This is a genomic window from Pseudomonas sp. GW821-FHT01A09, assembly GCF_058986725.1.
In genome coordinates this window covers 19,197-34,288 of sequence record NZ_JBYSWB010000022.1, presented here as the reverse complement: position 1 = coordinate 34,288, position 15,092 = coordinate 19,197, and the positions used below count along the sequence as shown (strand labels likewise).

Annotated in this window: 13 protein-coding genes; 7 read left to right on the top strand and 6 right to left on the bottom strand. The window is 63.1% G+C overall.

The window, feature by feature from the left end:
• Positions 1 to 26: 26 nt before the first annotated feature.
• Together recO and pdxJ are read left to right on the top strand one after the other, a co-directional pair.
• Entirely contained in the window at positions 27 to 713 is a 687-nt protein-coding gene (gene recO, locus AC3WJP_RS21605; RefSeq protein ID WP_493722965.1) for a DNA repair protein RecO, read from the top strand.
• A 147-nt stretch (positions 714 to 860) separates the two neighbouring features.
• Complete coding sequence (gene pdxJ, locus AC3WJP_RS21600) at positions 861 to 1,601, top strand: pyridoxine 5'-phosphate synthase (protein ID WP_493722966.1); 741 nt, start codon at positions 861 to 863, stop codon at positions 1,599 to 1,601.
• Positions 1,602 to 1,721: 120 nt separating this feature from the next.
• On the opposite strand, the gene nadE is transcribed toward pdxJ, so the two are convergent.
• Positions 1,722 to 2,549, bottom strand: coding sequence for an NAD(+) synthase (gene nadE, locus AC3WJP_RS21595; protein WP_493722967.1), 828 nt, complete (start codon positions 2,547 to 2,549; stop codon positions 1,722 to 1,724).
• A 186-nt stretch (positions 2,550 to 2,735) separates the two neighbouring features.
• Here nadE and AC3WJP_RS21590 point away from each other — a divergent pair, with 186 nt between their 5' ends.
• From AC3WJP_RS21590 to AC3WJP_RS21580, 3 genes are read left to right on the top strand one after another with little or no spacing between them, the layout of a single operon-like run.
• Positions 2,736 to 3,884, top strand: a complete 1,149-nt coding sequence (locus AC3WJP_RS21590) for an ABC transporter substrate-binding protein (protein ID WP_493722968.1) — start codon at positions 2,736 to 2,738, stop codon at positions 3,882 to 3,884.
• A gap of 14 nt (positions 3,885 to 3,898) precedes the next feature.
• Positions 3,899 to 4,957, top strand: coding sequence for a FecCD family ABC transporter permease (locus AC3WJP_RS21585; protein WP_493722993.1), 1,059 nt, complete (start codon positions 3,899 to 3,901; stop codon positions 4,955 to 4,957).
• Positions 4,957 to 5,739: an ABC transporter ATP-binding protein gene (locus AC3WJP_RS21580; protein ID WP_493722969.1), complete on the top strand. Its 783-nt coding sequence runs from the start codon at positions 4,957 to 4,959 to the stop codon at positions 5,737 to 5,739. Before AC3WJP_RS21585 ends, AC3WJP_RS21580 begins: the two co-directional genes overlap by 1 nt.
• Positions 5,740 to 5,964: 225 nt before the next feature.
• Here AC3WJP_RS21580 and cmoB read toward each other — a convergent pair whose 3' ends face one another.
• The 5 genes from cmoB to lon form a co-directional block, all read right to left on the bottom strand.
• Entirely contained in the window at positions 5,965 to 6,921 is a 957-nt protein-coding gene (cmoB, locus tag AC3WJP_RS21575) for a tRNA 5-methoxyuridine(34)/uridine 5-oxyacetic acid(34) synthase CmoB (RefSeq protein ID WP_493722970.1), read from the bottom strand.
• Positions 6,918 to 7,661 (bottom strand): carboxy-S-adenosyl-L-methionine synthase CmoA, encoded by a 744-nt coding sequence (gene cmoA / locus AC3WJP_RS21570; RefSeq protein ID WP_493722971.1) that lies wholly within the window; start codon positions 7,659 to 7,661, stop codon positions 6,918 to 6,920. Before cmoA ends, cmoB begins: the two co-directional genes overlap by 4 nt.
• 92 nt (positions 7,662 to 7,753) lie before the next feature.
• Positions 7,754 to 8,146 (bottom strand): protease inhibitor I42 family protein, encoded by a 393-nt coding sequence (locus AC3WJP_RS21565; RefSeq protein ID WP_493722972.1) that lies wholly within the window; start codon positions 8,144 to 8,146, stop codon positions 7,754 to 7,756.
• Between the two features lie 61 nt (positions 8,147 to 8,207).
• Positions 8,208 to 9,116: an RHS repeat-associated core domain-containing protein gene (locus tag AC3WJP_RS21560; protein ID WP_493722973.1), complete on the bottom strand. Its 909-nt coding sequence runs from the start codon at positions 9,114 to 9,116 to the stop codon at positions 8,208 to 8,210.
• A 226-nt stretch (positions 9,117 to 9,342) separates the two neighbouring features.
• On the bottom strand, positions 9,343 to 11,763 hold the full coding sequence (gene lon / locus AC3WJP_RS21555) for an endopeptidase La (protein WP_493722974.1): 2,421 nt from the start codon (positions 11,761 to 11,763) through the stop codon (positions 9,343 to 9,345).
• A 313-nt stretch (positions 11,764 to 12,076) separates the two neighbouring features.
• Between lon and AC3WJP_RS21550 the strand changes: the two genes are divergently transcribed.
• Together AC3WJP_RS21550 and AC3WJP_RS21545 are read left to right on the top strand one after the other, a co-directional pair.
• Complete coding sequence (locus AC3WJP_RS21550) at positions 12,077 to 12,754, top strand: methylamine utilization protein (protein ID WP_493722975.1); 678 nt, start codon at positions 12,077 to 12,079, stop codon at positions 12,752 to 12,754.
• Positions 12,738 to 15,092: a putative bifunctional diguanylate cyclase/phosphodiesterase gene (locus AC3WJP_RS21545; protein ID WP_493722976.1), complete on the top strand. Its 2,355-nt coding sequence runs from the start codon at positions 12,738 to 12,740 to the stop codon at positions 15,090 to 15,092. The genes AC3WJP_RS21550 and AC3WJP_RS21545 overlap by 17 nt, the downstream gene beginning before the upstream one ends.

The following is a 15,092-nucleotide window of genomic DNA, read 5'->3' as shown; positions in this document are numbered from 1 at the left end:
GCTACAGTGATCGTGTCGAGCCCACCATGTCCAACCCTCCCGAGGCGCTACCGGCTTACGTCCTGCATAGCCGGGCCTACCGCGAAAACAGCGCACTGGTCGACTTCCTGACCCCCCAAGGGCGGCTGCGCGCGGTCTTGCGCAGCGCTCGCGGCAAGGCCGGCACCCTGGCGCGTCCCTTCGTGCCGCTGGAAGCGGAGTTTCGCGGCCGCGGCGAGTTGAAGAACGTCGGCCGGATGGAAGCCTCCGGGGTGGCCAGCTGGCTGGTGGGGGATGCGCTGTTCAGCGGCCTGTACCTCAACGAACTGCTGATCCGCCTGTTGCCCGCCGAGGATCCGCACCCCGGCGTTTTCGATCACTACGCCGCGACGTTGCAGGCGCTGGCCGCCGGTCGGCCGCTGGAGCCCTTGTTGCGTTCGTTCGAATGGCGGCTGTTGGATGATCTGGGCTATGGCTTCGCCCTGGACACGGACGTCAATGGCGACGCCGTGGCGGCCGATGGCTTGTATCGGCTGCTGACCGATGCGGGCCTGGAACGGGTCTGGCTGGTGCAACCTGGGCTGTTCAACGGTACCGACCTGCTGGCCATGGCCGAAGCCGATTGGTCGTCCCCGGCGGCACTGCTGGCCGCCAAGCGCTTGATGCGCCAGGCCCTGGCCGTGCACCTGGGCGGTCGCCCGCTAATCAGCCGCGAGCTCTTCCGCAAATCCTAGCCCTGTAGCGAGGGGGCTTGCCCCCGACGGCCACGCCCGCTCGTTACCTTTGCGTGGCGTGCGCGCTCATCGGGGGCAAGCCCCCTCGCTACATTTATTGCGCGTCAGCACGTATCCTTGTACCCCTCACTTTTCAGGAGCCAGCCCGTGACCACCAGCAACCGAATTCTTCTTGGCGTGAACATCGATCACGTGGCCACCCTGCGTCAGGCTCGCGGTACCCGTTATCCGGACCCGGTCAAAGCCGCGCTGGACGCTGAAGAGGCGGGTGCCGACGGCATTACCGTGCATCTGCGCGAAGACCGTCGGCACATTCAGGACCGCGACGTGCTGTTGCTCAAGGACGTGCTGCAGACGCGCATGAACTTCGAGATGGGCGTGACCGAAGAGATGCTGGCCTTCGCCGAGCGCCTGCGTCCGGCCCACGTGTGCCTGGTTCCGGAAACCCGTCAGGAGCTGACCACCGAGGGCGGCCTGGACGTCGCCGGTCAGGAAGCGCGGATCAAGGCGGCGGTCGAGCGCTTGAGCGCGGTGGGGTGCGAGGTGTCGCTGTTCATCGATGCCGACGAGCAGCAGATTGCCGCATCGCAACGGGTCGGGGCTCCGGCCATCGAATTGCACACCGGCCATTATGCCGATGCGACCACGCCGACCGAGGTGGCCCTCGAACTCAAGCGCGTAGCTGATGGCGTGGCCTTCGGCTTGGCTCAGGGCCTGATCGTCAACGCCGGCCACGGCCTGCATTACCACAACGCTGAGGCGATTGCGGCGATCAAGGGCGTCAACGAGCTGAACATCGGCCATGCGCTGGTGGCACATGCATTGTTCGTGGGCTTCAAGGCCGCAGTGGCCGAGATGAAGGCGCTGATCGTCGCGGCAGCGCGCTAAGGGAAGGGAATATCGCGGTGCCTATTTCGCGAGCAAGCCTGCTCCAGGTAATGGTTAACACTGTGGAAGCAAAGCTTGCTTGCGAAGGCGCCGGCATTGACTAGACGAAGTCACCGGCATTCATGGCACGAACGGCAGGTCACGCTTGTGCTGAGTCTGGTCATAGGTGCGCACGATGATGTCGTAAGCCTCTTCGCTGACCGCCTCGCCATGCAAGAACGCATCGATCTGCGCATAGGTCACGCCGTGTGATTCTTCATCCGGCTTGCCGGGGCGCAATTCTTCGAGGTCCGCGGTCGGCACCTTCTGCACCAGGTTGTCCGGTGCACCCAGGTAGCGCGCGATGCTGCGCACCTGATTCTTCACCAGCCCGCTCAAGGGCGCCAGGTCGCAGGCACCGTCACCGAACTTGGTGAAGAAACCCATCACCGCTTCAGCAGCGTGGTCGGTACCGATCACCAGACCATTGTTGGCGTTGGCGATGGTGTACTGCGCCACCATGCGGATTCGCGCCTTGGCGTTGCCGACCACGAAATCGCGACGAGCATCGGTCAGGCCATGCAGGTGGGCGACCTGCTCCGACAGACCGCGCACGGCGCCGGCGATATTGACCGTGTCCTCGATATCGGCGCGGATGAATTTCATCGAGGCGCTGGCGTCTTCTTCGTCATGTTGCACGTTGTAGGGCAGGCGCACGGCGATGAACTTGTAGCCGTCGTCGCCGGTTTCAGCGCGCAGTTCCTCGACCGACAGCTGCGCCAGACGTCCGGCGGTGAGCGAATCGACGCCACCGCTGATGCCCAGTACTAGCACTTTGAGCCTGGCGTTTTGCAGTGTTTGCTTGATGAAGCGCTTGCGGCGTTCGATCTGTGCCTCGATAGCGGCGTCGTCGGCGAACGGCGGCACTACGTCCAGGGCTTGGGCAATTTCGCTTTGACGATTGCTCATGTCGGTCTCCTTGAGGGTCTCCAGGCAAGCTGGCGGGTGCGTTAAACGCACCTACTTTACCAGCGATAGCCCTGCTGTAGAGCGCCGGCGATGGCAAGTTCATGTACCTTTCTTCATCGCGAATAGGAAGTGTTATCAGCTAACATGTCGGGCCTACCGCCCATCCATGCCCTGAAAGAGGTCCCCATGCGTCTCAGCTTTCCCTCCCTCAAAGGCTCTGCCACCGTCGTCGGTGCCTTGTTGCTCACCCTTTGCAGTCACGCGGCGCTGGCACTCACGGTCACCGACATCGCCGGGCGCAAGGTCGATATCCCGGACAAGGTCGACCACGTGCTGCTAGGGGAAGGGCGCATGCTGTATTCGGTGGCCATGCTCGACGGCAAGGATCCGTTCAAGCGCATCGTCGGTTGGCAGGGCGAGCTGAAGACGGTCGACGCCCAGGGCTACGCCGCCTATCAGGCCAAATTCCCGCAGATCGACCAGTTGCCGCGCATCGGTACCACCTCCGAAGCGAGCGTCAGCGCGGAGAAGGTCCTGGCCCTGCATCCGGACATCGCCATCTTCGGCATCGCCGGCCATGGCCCCGGCGTCAAGAACGAAATCGTCGAGCAATTGCAGCAGGCCGGCGTGCCGGTGGTGTTTATCGACTTCCGCCAGCATCCCTTGCAGAACACCCTGCCCAGCCTGCGTCTGCTGGGTCAGGCGCTGCATCGCGAGCAGCAGGCCCAGGACTACATCGACTTCTATCAACAGCACCTCAAGCGCGTGCAGGACGTGGTCGCCAAGATCCCCGAGAGCCAGCGCCCCAGCGTATTCATCGAGATGCTCGCCGGCTATGGCAAAGGCGGCGTCCCCTGCTGCCACACCGCCGGCGACGGCAACATGGGCGACTTCATCAAGGCCGCCGGCGGCAACAACATCGCCGCCAAGCTGCTGCCGGGGCCGATCGGCGATATCAATCTGGAGAAGCTCATCAGTGCCGATCCGCGCTTTTATCTGCTCAGCGGTACCCGTGACAGCGCTTCCACCCAGCCGGGCCTGAAGGCTGGCGCCGGGGTCAGCGACGCCACCGCGCGGGCCAGCTTGCAGCCGTTGATCGCCCGCGATGGCATCAGCAGCCTGACCGCGGTGCGCGAGGGCCGGGTGCACGGTGTCTGGCACAACTTCTATGATTCGCCGTACAACATCCTCGCGATCGAAGCCATGGCCAAGTGGTTCTACCCGGAGCAGTTCAAGGACCTGGACCCGAACAAGACCCTGGCTGAACTGCAGCAGCGCTTCCTGCCGGTGGACATCAGCGGCGCCTACTGGGTCGACCTGAAGACTGCACCGTGAACGCCAAGGCAGACCTGCCCTCGACAACCGCCAGTGCCGCGCCGGCACTGGCGGACTACCGACGCGTGCTGCGCCGGCGCTTGCTGTTGCTCGGCCTGTTCGTGCTGGCGATCGCCGCTTCGGTGCTGCTCGACTTCACCCTTGGTCCCTCCGGGCTGACCCTGCATGACCTCTGGCAGACGCTGGTGGACAAGGCCTCGGTCAGCCCGGGCCAGCAGGTCATCGTCTGGAGCATTCGCTTGCCGCAGGCGTTGATGGCGGTGCTGGTCGGCGCCGCGCTGGGCCTGGCGGGCGCCGAGATGCAGACCATCCTCAACAATCCCCTGGCCAGTCCCTTCACCTTGGGGGTTTCCCACGCGGCGGCGTTCGGCGCGGCGCTGGCGATCATCCTCAATCTGGGAATCCCCGGGGTTCCCGACGAGTGGATAGTGGCGGTGAACGCCTTCGTGTTCGCGGTCATCGCCACCTTGCTGCTGGACCTGATGGCGCGCTGGCGCAAGGCCGATACCGGAGTGGTGGTGCTGTTCGGGATCGCCCTGGGCTTCACCTTTGGTGCGCTGGTGTCGTTGATCCAGTTCGTCGCCAGTGAAGACGCTCTGCAGGCGCTGGTGTTCTGGACACTCGGCAGTCTGGCTCGGGCCACCTGGTTCAAGCTCGGATTGTTGACGTTGGCCCTGCTGATCGCCTTGCCCTGCGCAATGCGCCGCTCCTGGCAACTGACCGCCCTGCGCTTGGGTGAAGACCGCGCGGCAAGCTTCGGCATCGACGTCAAACGGCTCAGGTTAGGGACCTTGTTGCGCGTCAGCGTACTGTCGGCGCTGGCCGTGGCGTTCGTCGGCACCATAGGTTTCATCGGATTGGTGGGGCCGCATATCTCGCGCCTGCTGTTCGGTGAGGATCACCGTTTCTATCTACCGGGCAGTGCGTTGGCGGGGGCGCTGATTCTGTCGCTGGCGTCGGTGGCATCGAAGAACATCGTGCCGGGGGTGTTGATCCCCGTGGGTATCGTCACGGCGCTGGTGGGCATCCCGTTTTTCCTCACCATCGTGTTGCGCGGCAAGGGGGTGCGCTGATGCAGGGGTTGCAGATAGATGGCCTGAACGTCAGCTATGGCAAGCGGCCGATCATCGAGCAGTTGTCGGTGGCGGCCTTGTTGCCTGGGCGAGTGACAGCATTGCTTGGCCCCAACGGCAGCGGCAAGTCGACCTTGCTCAAGGCGGTGGCCGGGCTGGTGGCGGCGCGCGGCACGGTCGATCTCGATGGCAGCGATCTGCTGCGCGCCAGCTTCGCCAGCCGTGCCGAGCGCGTGGTGTATCTGCCTCAGAGCTTGCCGGCCAGTGTGCATCTGCGCGTGTTCGAGTCGTTATTGGTGGCGCGCCGTGCCAGTGGCAGTACCTCTCAAGCTGACGACGTCGTCGAGGCCCAGAGCCTGCTGGCACGCCTTGGCATCGACAGCCTGGCCATGCGCTTTCTCGATGAGTTGTCCGGCGGGCAGAAGCAACTGGTGGGCCTGGCCCAGGCGTTGATTCGCAAACCGCGCCTGCTGTTGCTCGATGAGCCCCTGAGCGCGCTGGACCTGAACTTTCAATTCCATGTGATGGAAGTGATCCGCCAGGAGACGGTGCAACGCAACATGGTGACCCTGATCGTGCTGCACGATATCAACATCAGCCTGCGCCATACCGACCATGTGCTGATGCTCAAGGCCGGGCGCTTGCTGGCCGACGGTGCGCCGGCCGACGTCATCACCGCCGAGTCGCTGGCCCAGGTGTATGGGGTGCGTGGGAGGGTGGAGCGCTGTTCGCAGGGCTATGCGCAGGTGTTGATCGATGGGCTGGTGGTGGCGGTGTCCTGATGGGGAGGTCGGTTGCTTGTACCGGCCTGTTCGCGGGCAAGCCTTGCTCCCACAGGTCTACGGCTCACGATCGGCCAACCCCGTGGGAGCAAGGCTTGCCCGCGAAGAGGCCGGCCAGATCAGCGCAAACCGACGGCCACAGGTCTACGGCTCACGATCGGCCAACCCCGTGGGAGTAAGGCTTGCCCGCGAAGAGGCCAGCCAGATCAGCGCAAACCGACGGCCCTACTTGCGCGCCTTGATCACCGCCCGCATCGGCGCAGGCAAGCCTTCGATGGTGCGGCTGTGGTCGGCGGGGTCGAGGAAGTCGCTCAGCGACTGATACTTCATCCACTCGGTGCTGCGCTGTTCCTGCACCGTGGTTACGCTGACATCCACACACTGCACGTCGCTGAAGCCGGCCCGGCGCAACCACAGTTCCAGCGCTGGCACCGAGGGCAGGAACCACACGTTGCGCATCTGCGCATAACGGTCTTCGGGCACCAGCACCTGCTGTACATCGCCCTCGACCACCAGGGTCTCCAACACCAGTTCGCCACCCTTCACCAGGCAGTCCTTGAGCGCCAGCAGGTGCTCGATGGGCGAGCGCCGATGGTAGAACACGCCCATGGAGAACACCGTGTCGAAGCCTTCCAGTCCGGCCGGCAGGTCCTCCAGGGCGAACGGCAGGTGCCAGGCATTGAGCTCGGGCAGATAACGTTGCACCGCCTGGAACTGGCAGAAGAACAGCCAGTTGGGGTCGATGCCGATCACGCTGTCGGCGCCGGCGCCGAGCATGCGCCACTGGTAGTAGCCGTTGCCGCAGCCGACGTCGAGCACGCGCTTGCCGCGCAGATCCAGGTGGGGGGCGACGCGGGACCACTTCCAGTCCGAGCGCCACTCGGTGTCGACGTGCACGCCGAACAGGTCGAAGGGACCTTTGCGCCACGGCGACAGGCCCATCAGCGCCTCACGCATCTGCGCGCGGGTGGCGTCGTCGCAGTCGCAATCCAGACGCAGGCCATCGACCAGGTCGATCTCGCTGGTTCTGACCCGGGGCAGCGCATCGAGGGCGCCTTGCCAGCGCTCCAGATCGCCGTGGCCCTTGTCCATCTTCGCGTCGAGCTGTGTTTGCAGGGTGTTGGCCCAGTCTTGCAGGGGCGTGCCGGCCAAACGGCGAACCAGGGGCGCGAGATCGATCATGGCAGGGCAATCATCGAGGCAAAGTTGAGGCATTGGAACCAGGGCACCACCTTGGAGAAACCGGCGGCCAGCAGCAGGTCGCGGTTCTCTTCGAGGCTGGCGGGCTTCATGACGTTTTCAATGGCGCTGCGCTTCTGGGCGATTTCCAGTTCGCTGTAGCCGTTGGCACGTTTGAAGGCGATGTGCAGGTCGGTGAGCAGGCCGTGCTGTTCGGCATCTTCGAAGCGCAGTTTCTCCGAGAGGATCAAGGCGCCGCCGGGCACCAGGGCGCGGCGGATGCGGCCGAGCAAGCCCAGGCGCTGCTCGGGGGCGATGAACTGCAGGGTGAAGTTGAGCGCCACCACGCTGGCTGGTTGGAAGTCCAGCGCGAGGATGTCGCCATCGATGACCTCCACGGGCAACAGCTCCTGGAACATCGAGTCCTGGGCATTGAGGTACTCGCGGCAGCGCTCGACCATGGCCGCGGAATTGTCCACTGCCACCACGCGGCAGTCGTCCTGGCGCACGTGGCGACGCAGCGACTGGGTGACCGCCCCCAGCGAAGCGCCGAGGTCGTACAGCGTGGTGTGTGGCTGGGCGAACTGCGCCGCGAGTACGCCGAGGTTTTCGACGATGGTCGGGTAGCCCGGCACCGAGCGCTTGATCATGTCCGGAAACACCCGCACCACGTCTTCGTTGAAGGCGAAATCGGGCACCTGGGGCAGGGGCTGGGCGAAGAGGCGGTCAGGGTGTTGGCTCACGGCGGTTCCAGACGGTCACGGAAAACGGTCGCGGATTTTAGCGCAAGCGCGGGCTGGCTGCATGGTTTACGGACAGGCACCGGTCTGGGGCGTTACTTCACCGTCAACGCACAATCGAACGTCTGCACCGGTTTCACCTCGGGCGACCACGGCTGCTGATACACCAGCAACAGATGCCCATCCCCCGGTGCCTGCGCCAGGAAGCGCCACACCGACTGCCCGGCACCGCCCACCAGCCCGGCGTCCTCCGGATTGCTGTACACCTCCGGCCCGAGGCTTTTCAGCACGCCGGGCGCGGGGTTCTGCACCAGCCAGCGATAGCCGGTGGTGGGGTTGCTGGGCAAGGTGAGGGTCAGGTGCTGGCCGGTACTGAGCTTGAGCGGGCACTGGCTTTGCTGGTCAAGGGCGACATTTTGCGGCGGCTTCTGGGCGCAGGCGGCGAGCAGGGCAAGGCTGGCAGGGACAAGCAGGCGGGCGGCGGACATGACGGCTCCTTTGCGAGAGGCAAGCCGTCAGCATAACTGAAGCGGATATGGGGTGCATGCGCTACTCGATATACGTGTCATCATAAGGGAGTGGCGTCCTTGAAGCGTCTCGTATTTTATATTTTTTCAAGACTTCGTCGTAGCTGCCCACCCGCAATAACTTATTTGGGTTCCTATTCCGGTGCTTATGCATATAGGCTTTTAAATTGTTATGCGCAAAGCTGAATTCGGTATGCGCACTTTCCCGTATTCTGGGCGTGCGCCCATACATCGCTTTCGTCTTGTAAAATTGCTGAATGATCTGGAGGTGTTCCACGTATAAGCCAATGCCTGTTCCATCAGGTCTCACCGCGGCGAAAGCCTCATTGGCGCTTGGGTGGGCCCCTCTAAATGAAAAAGTATTTCTTACTTTAACTTGATAGGATTTCATTGCTTCAAGCGAATGTCTCTCTGCTCTCTTAAATTTTTTTGCTACTATCTTGGATTCGAAGTCCGCACCTTCAGCCACTGCTTTGTCATACCGGTCTGCTCGCGCGTCTAGCCGCGTTTCCCGCTCCCAGCGAGCCGTTTTCCAACGTGCCTTGGCTTGACGGCTGGCAAAACTTTTTTGGATCCTTTGCAGGGCAGCTCCTGCTGATGCGCGTGGCATGTGCCCGGTAGGGTCCGAATAATTGACAGGATCGCCGTCACAATATCCATAGGTATTAAGACCACCCTCGCCAAATGGACTAAAGCTGTCAGGGCTGTGAAATCTTGCCAACACCGGGTTATAAAGGCGATAACCTTGTCCCAGAGCGTAGTGATTGCTCGATAACTCAGCTATTTCCCCAGTGAAGCCAGAGCGGGTGCCATTGGTATCCGCTCGATGAGAGTATCCAGAGGGGGTATATGAGATGTTCAATATCGCCAGTGCAGTGCCCAGCAATGATCGAGAGTTGTCGGTAGCAATTAGCATGCGCGATCTGTTCACGGGATTTTATCTCCAATGTTGAAGAACAGTTCCAAGCTGGTCGAGATAACAGAGTCGGAACCTCTCAATACTGCTAGGTCAGTATCCATGTGCCCCAGCGTCTAGACTTGAGAACGAGAGTCTAAATCTGGAGACGGATATCTTCTCCTAGCAGAACTGACAGGTTGACATTTTTCAGGTGAGGAGCCTTGGAGCAGGCTCCTTCTCTTTCACTAGTGAAGCGTTATCAGAACAACACCTTCGCCACATCGGCAAAGCGCTTGGCAAAGTGCACCGTCATCCCCGCTTTCAGATAATCCGGCAACTCATCGAAATTGCCCCGGTTCGCCTCCGGCAGGATCAACTCGTTGATCTTCTGGCGCCGCGCCGCAATCACTTTCTCGCGCACGCCGCCGATCGGCAGCACGTGCCCGGTCAGCGTCAGCTCGCCGGTCATCGCCACACCTTTCTTCGGCGCCTGATTGCGTGCCAGCGACAACAGCGCACTGGCCATGGTCACACCCGCACTCGGGCCGTCCTTGGGCGTAGCGCCTTCGGGCACGTGCAAGTGCACGAATGCCTCATCGAAGAACTTCGCTTCGCCGCCAAACTGCTTGAGATTGGAGCTCACGTAGCTGTAGGCGATTTCTGCGGATTCCTTCATCACGTCGCCCAGCTGCCCGGTCAGCTTGAAGCCGCGGTTGAGGGTGTGGATGCGGGTCGCTTCGATCGGCAGAGTAGCGCCGCCCATGCTGGTCCAGGCCAGGCCGGTGATCACGCCCTTGCCGGAGAGCACCTGCTCGCTGCGGAACACCGGCGTGCCGAGCGAGGCTTCGAGGTCCTTGGGGCCGATCTTGATGGTTGAGTCCGGGGCGTCCAGCAGCTTGACCACCGCCTTGCGCACCAGTTTGCCGAGTTGCTTCTCCAGCTGCCGCACGCCGGCTTCCCGGGCATAGCCCTCGATGACCGCGCGCAGGGCGGTGTCGCTGATGCTCAGCTTGGCCTTGTCGACACCGGCCTTTTCCAGCTGCTTGGGCCACAGATGGCGCTTGGCGATGGCGAGTTTTTCTTCAGTGATATAGCCCGACAGGCGGATCACTTCCATGCGGTCCAGCAGCGGGCCGGGGATCGAATCCAGGGTGTTGGCAGTGCACACGAACAGCACCTTGGACAGGTCCAGGCGCAGATCGAGGTAATGATCGAGGAAGTCGACGTTCTGTTCCGGATCGAGGGTTTCGAGCAGTGCCGAGGCCGGGTCGCCTTGGTAGCTCTGGCCCATCTTGTCGATCTCGTCGAGCATGATCACCGGGTTCATCACCTCGACATCCTTGAGCGCCTGCACAAGCTTGCCCGGCTGGGCGCCGATGTAGGTACGGCGATGGCCCTTGATCTCGGCCTCGTCACGCATGCCGCCGACACTGAAACGGTAGAACGGCCGCCCCAGCGACTCGGCGATGGATTTGCCGACGCTGGTCTTGCCTACTCCGGGCGGGCCCACCAGCAGCACGATGGAGCCGCTGATCTCGCCTTTGTAGGCGCCCACGGCGAGGAATTCGAGAATCCGTGACTTGATGTCGTCCAGCCCGGCGTGGTGCTGGTCGAGCACCTTGCGCGCGTGCTTGAGGTCGAGCTTGTCCTTGCCGTATACGCCCCAGGGCAGGGCGGTGGCCCAGTCGAGATAGTTGCGGGTGACGGCGTACTCGGGTGAGCCGGTCTCGAGGATCGCCAGCTTGCCGAGCTCTTCATCGATACGCTTTTGCGCCTGGGCGGGCAGCGTCTTGGCTTCCAGCCGCGCCTGGAACTGCTCGACGTCGGCGCTGCGGTCGTCCTTGGTCAGCCCCAGCTCCTGCTGGATGACCTTGAGTTGCTCCTTGAGGAAGAATTCGCGCTGATGTTCGCCGATCTGGCGATTGACCTCTGCGGAAATTTCCTTCTGCAGGCGCGCAACCTCGACCTCCTTGCGCAGCATCGGCAGGACCTTCTCCATGCGCTTGAGCATCGGCACGCAGTCGAGCACCTGCTGCAGCTCGGCGCCGGTGGCAGAGGTGAGGGCGGCGGCGAAGTCGGTCAGTGGCGACGGATCGTTGGGGCTGAAGCGGTTGAGGTAGTTCTTCAACTCTTCGCTGTACAGCGGGTTGAGCGGCAGCAGCTCCTTGATCGCGTTGATCAGCGCCATGCCGTAGGCCTTGACCTCGTCGGTAGGCTCGATGGGCTGCTGCGGGTATTCGACTTCCACCAGGTACGGCGGGCGGTGATGCTTGAGCCAGGTGCGGATACGCACCCGCGACAGGCCCTGCGCGACGAACTGCAATTTGCCGTCTTCGCGGCTGGCGTGGTGGATTTTCACCAAGGTGCCGTACAGCGGCAGCGCTGAGGTATCGAAATGCCGCGGATCGTCGGGCGGCGTTTCCATGAAGAACAGCGCCAGCGAGTGGTGCGGGGTCTTGGCGACCAGATCGAGGGTTTCGGCCCAAGGCTCTTCATTGACGATGACCGGCAATACCTGGGCCGGGAAGAACGGGCGATTGTGGATCGGGATGACGTACACCTTGTCCGGCAGGTTCTGGCCGGGCAGGGTCAATTCGGTGCTGGACGTGGTGGAGTGTTCGATGTGTTCCGATTCCAGATGGTCGGCTGGAGATTCCGCGTAATCCTGCTGGTCGCTCATGGGGCACCTGCGCAATGGTCTATGCAGCTTAGATGGGGCACCCGGCCACTCGTTTCAATCCCGACCCTCCAGCTTTACCCGAAGTTGACGATAACCTGAGCAGAAGCCACTACGCTGTCATCTTGCGAGTCGCGCGATGCACAGGCACCGAGCCTTTGCGCGCGTGGCTTGTGCCGGCCATTCGTCGGGACAGCCAGGTGCTGGCATATCGCCTAATTGCTGGCGTGAATGATTTGTTACCGCCCGTTACTCTGCCCCTCAGCTTCTCAGAGGCCGGGCAGGCCGTATTTCACGAGTTGCCAGGTACTTAGCAATGCCTAACTTTTTCTCCGGCGTGGCCGTTGTCGCCGGCGCCCTGGTGTTTAGCTCGCTCGCTGTCGCCGCGCCGTTCCAGGCCCAGGTCGTCGACCAGCGCGGCCAACCGGTGGCCGATGCGGTGCTGACCCTCAAAGGCCCGACACGCAGCAGCCCGATCAGCACCAAGGCGGACATGGACCAGCGCAACAAAGAGTTCGTGCCCCATGTGCTGGCCGTGCACACCAACACCAACGTGACCTTCCCCAACAGCGACAACATTCGCCATCAGGTCTATTCGTTTTCGCCCACCAAGCGCTTCGAGTTGAAGCTGTATGAAGGCATCCCGGCCGCGCAGGTTTTCGACAAGGCGGGCGTGGTGGTGCTGGGCTGCAATATCCATGACTGGATGCTTGGCTATATCTATGTTACCGATGACCCGTGGTTCGCCGTCAGCGATGCCAAGGGCCAGATCGCCTTCGACCTGCCTGCTGGCCACTACGCCGTCACCCTCTGGCACCCGCAGAACGCCGACATGGCCACGCAAAGCGGCGGCGAGCTGGTGGTGGCCGACAAGGCCGTACAAAAGAGCTACAGCATGACCCTGGAGCCACTGTCCGCCGATGCCCCGAGCGCCCCTGCGCCGAGTGCCTTCGGGGATGCCTTCGGCAAGGCTGTGCGTGAAACTGAGAAGTAGCTTTCAGGCGCGTATCGCCTGCGTCCTTATCCTCCTGCTGCTGGTCGTGGTCGCAGCGCTGACGCTCGCCGTCAAAGTGGCGACCAACGAGGCCGTGCGCAGCCAGGCGGCGGAGCAGCTGGAGGTCGGCACGCGGGTGTTCGAGCGCCTGCTGGACGTGCGCGGTCGGCGTTTGCGCGACGGCTTGCAGATCCTGTCGTCGGATTTCGGTTTTCGCGATGCCATCGCCAGTGGCGATTCGGCGACCATTCGTTCGGCGCTGCTCAACCATGGCGCGCGGATCGGCGCCAGCGACATGTTCGTGCTTGGCATGGATGGCAATGTCATCTCCAGCACCGCCGACGATGTCGCCGACGGCTCGCCTTTCGCCTACGATCAGGCGCTGCGTGACGCCCGGCGCAGCAAACAGAGCATGCTCATCGTGCCCCTCAACGGCCAGCCGCACCTGCTGGTGGAGGCCCAGGTGCTGGCGCCGCTGCCCATCGCACGGGTGGTGATGGGCTTCACCATGGATGCCGCCTTCGCCCAGGAGCTGCACTCGCTGAGCAACCTGCAAGTGTCCTTCCTGACCCAGACCCGCGACGGCGTCGGCCAGCTGGTCAGCACCCAGGCCCCGGACCTGCATGCCAGCATCAGCGAGTGGATGCAGCACAACAAGGACGGCCGGCGGGTGACCCTGACCGTCCACGAGCAGCAAAGCTTTCTCAACGAACCGCTGCTGCTGGCCAGCGACAGCGCCAGTGGCGGCAAGGTCATCGCCCTGCTGCAAAGCCCCCTCGATGACGCGATGAAGGCGTTTGCGCCGCTGGACCACAACATCATCTATATCGCCCTGGCGTCGTTGCTGGCGTCCCTGGTAGGCGCGCTGCTGCTGGCGCGCAGCGTTTCCCAGCCGGTGCAGACCCTCGCCGAAGCGGCGGATCGTATCGGCCAGGGTGACTATCAGACGCCGGTACTGCTCAGGCGCAGCGATGAACTCGGCGCGCTGGCCGGGGCGATCAACCTGATGCAGTCGGGCATTGCCGAGCGCGAGCTGCAACTGGCCCACAATGCGCTGCACGACAGCCTTACCGGGTTGCCCAACCGCGCCCTGGCGACCGAGCGCCTGGGCAGCGCGATCGCCGCCGAACGGCCGGTGGCGGTGCTGTATCTGAACATCGAGAACCTGCGCGAGCTGGGCGAAAACGGCGGGCCAGTGCTGGTCGACGGTATTCTTCAGCGCGCCGCCGAGATGCTCCAGGACGTGTTGCGCCCCGGCGATACCCTGGCCCATCTGATCGCCGGCGAATTCCTCCTGCTGCTGGAGAACATCGACAGCGACAGCGCCGTGGCCGCCGCCGACCGCATCCAGCAGTTAGTGACCGTGCAGCAGCATGTGGGCAACCACGATGTGGTCATGGAATGCCTGATCGGCATCGCCGCCTACCCGATGGACGGCCAGAACCCCGAAGAGCTGCTGTCCCGGGCATCCATTGCCATGAGCGATGCCAAGACGCTGCCCGGTCGCTTGCAGGTCTATCAGCAGGGGCGCGACCTCGCTCACCAGCGCCAGATCAGCCTGATCCGCGACTTGCGCCACGCGGCGGCCAACAACGAGTTGATCCTCAACTACCAGCCCAAGCTCGACATCCGCGACCGTCAGGTGCGCCAGGCCGAGGCGTTGCTGCGCTGGCATCATCCGCAGTTCGGCATGGTCTCGCCGGCGGAGTTCATCGTCCTCGCCGAGCGCACTGGCAGCATTCAGACCCTGACCCGCTGGGTGATCGAAGAGGGCATTCGCCAGCTCAGCGAGTGGAATCAGCGTGGCTTGCGGGTGCAGCTGTCGCTGAATATTTCCGCCGACGACCTGCATGGCCAGGACTTGCCCGAGCGGGCTTCGCGCCTGCTGCAGCAATACCGCGTGCCGCCCGAGCAGATCATCTTCGAAATCACCGAGAGCGCGGTGATGCGTGAGCCGGAGGCGGCGCTCAAGGTGCTGCACCGCCTGCGCGAATGCGGCATCAGCCTCTCGGTGGACGATTTCGGCACCGGTTATTCATCGCTGGCGCACCTCAAGCGCATGCCGGTGCAGGAGCTCAAGATCGATCAGTCCTTCGTGCGCAATCTGGACGAAACCAGCGAAGACGCGGTGATCGTCCGCTCGACCATCGAGATGAGCCACAACCTGGGGCTCAAGGTGGTCGCCGAAGGCGTCGAATACGAACACAGCCTGCGCTTGCTGGAGCGCTGGCACTGCGACACGGCCCAGGGCTATCTGATCAGCCGACCGCTCACGGCAGCGGCGTTTGAAGTCTGGGTCAAGCAACCTCTGCCAACGCCGTCGATCATGGTCCACTGA

Excerpts from the sequence above, each read along its gene's own strand:
- AC3WJP_RS21565 (WP_493722972.1), bottom strand. The coding sequence starts at position 8,146 with ATGTCCGCCGCCCGCCTGCTTGTCCCTGCCAGCCTTGCCCTGCTCGCC.
- recO (WP_493722965.1), top strand. The coding sequence starts at position 27 with ATGTCCAACCCTCCCGAGGCGCTACCGGCTTACGTCCTGCATAGCCGG.
- AC3WJP_RS21590 (WP_493722968.1), top strand. The coding sequence starts at position 2,736 with ATGCGTCTCAGCTTTCCCTCCCTCAAAGGCTCTGCCACCGTCGTCGGT.
- cmoB (WP_493722970.1), bottom strand. The coding sequence starts at position 6,921 with ATGATCGATCTCGCGCCCCTGGTTCGCCGTTTGGCCGGCACGCCCCTG.
- nadE (WP_493722967.1), bottom strand. The coding sequence starts at position 2,549 with ATGAGCAATCGTCAAAGCGAAATTGCCCAAGCCCTGGACGTAGTGCCG.
- AC3WJP_RS21550 (WP_493722975.1), top strand. The coding sequence starts at position 12,077 with ATGCCTAACTTTTTCTCCGGCGTGGCCGTTGTCGCCGGCGCCCTGGTG.
- lon (WP_493722974.1), bottom strand. The coding sequence starts at position 11,763 with ATGAGCGACCAGCAGGATTACGCGGAATCTCCAGCCGACCATCTGGAA.
- AC3WJP_RS21580 (WP_493722969.1), top strand. The coding sequence starts at position 4,957 with ATGCAGGGGTTGCAGATAGATGGCCTGAACGTCAGCTATGGCAAGCGG.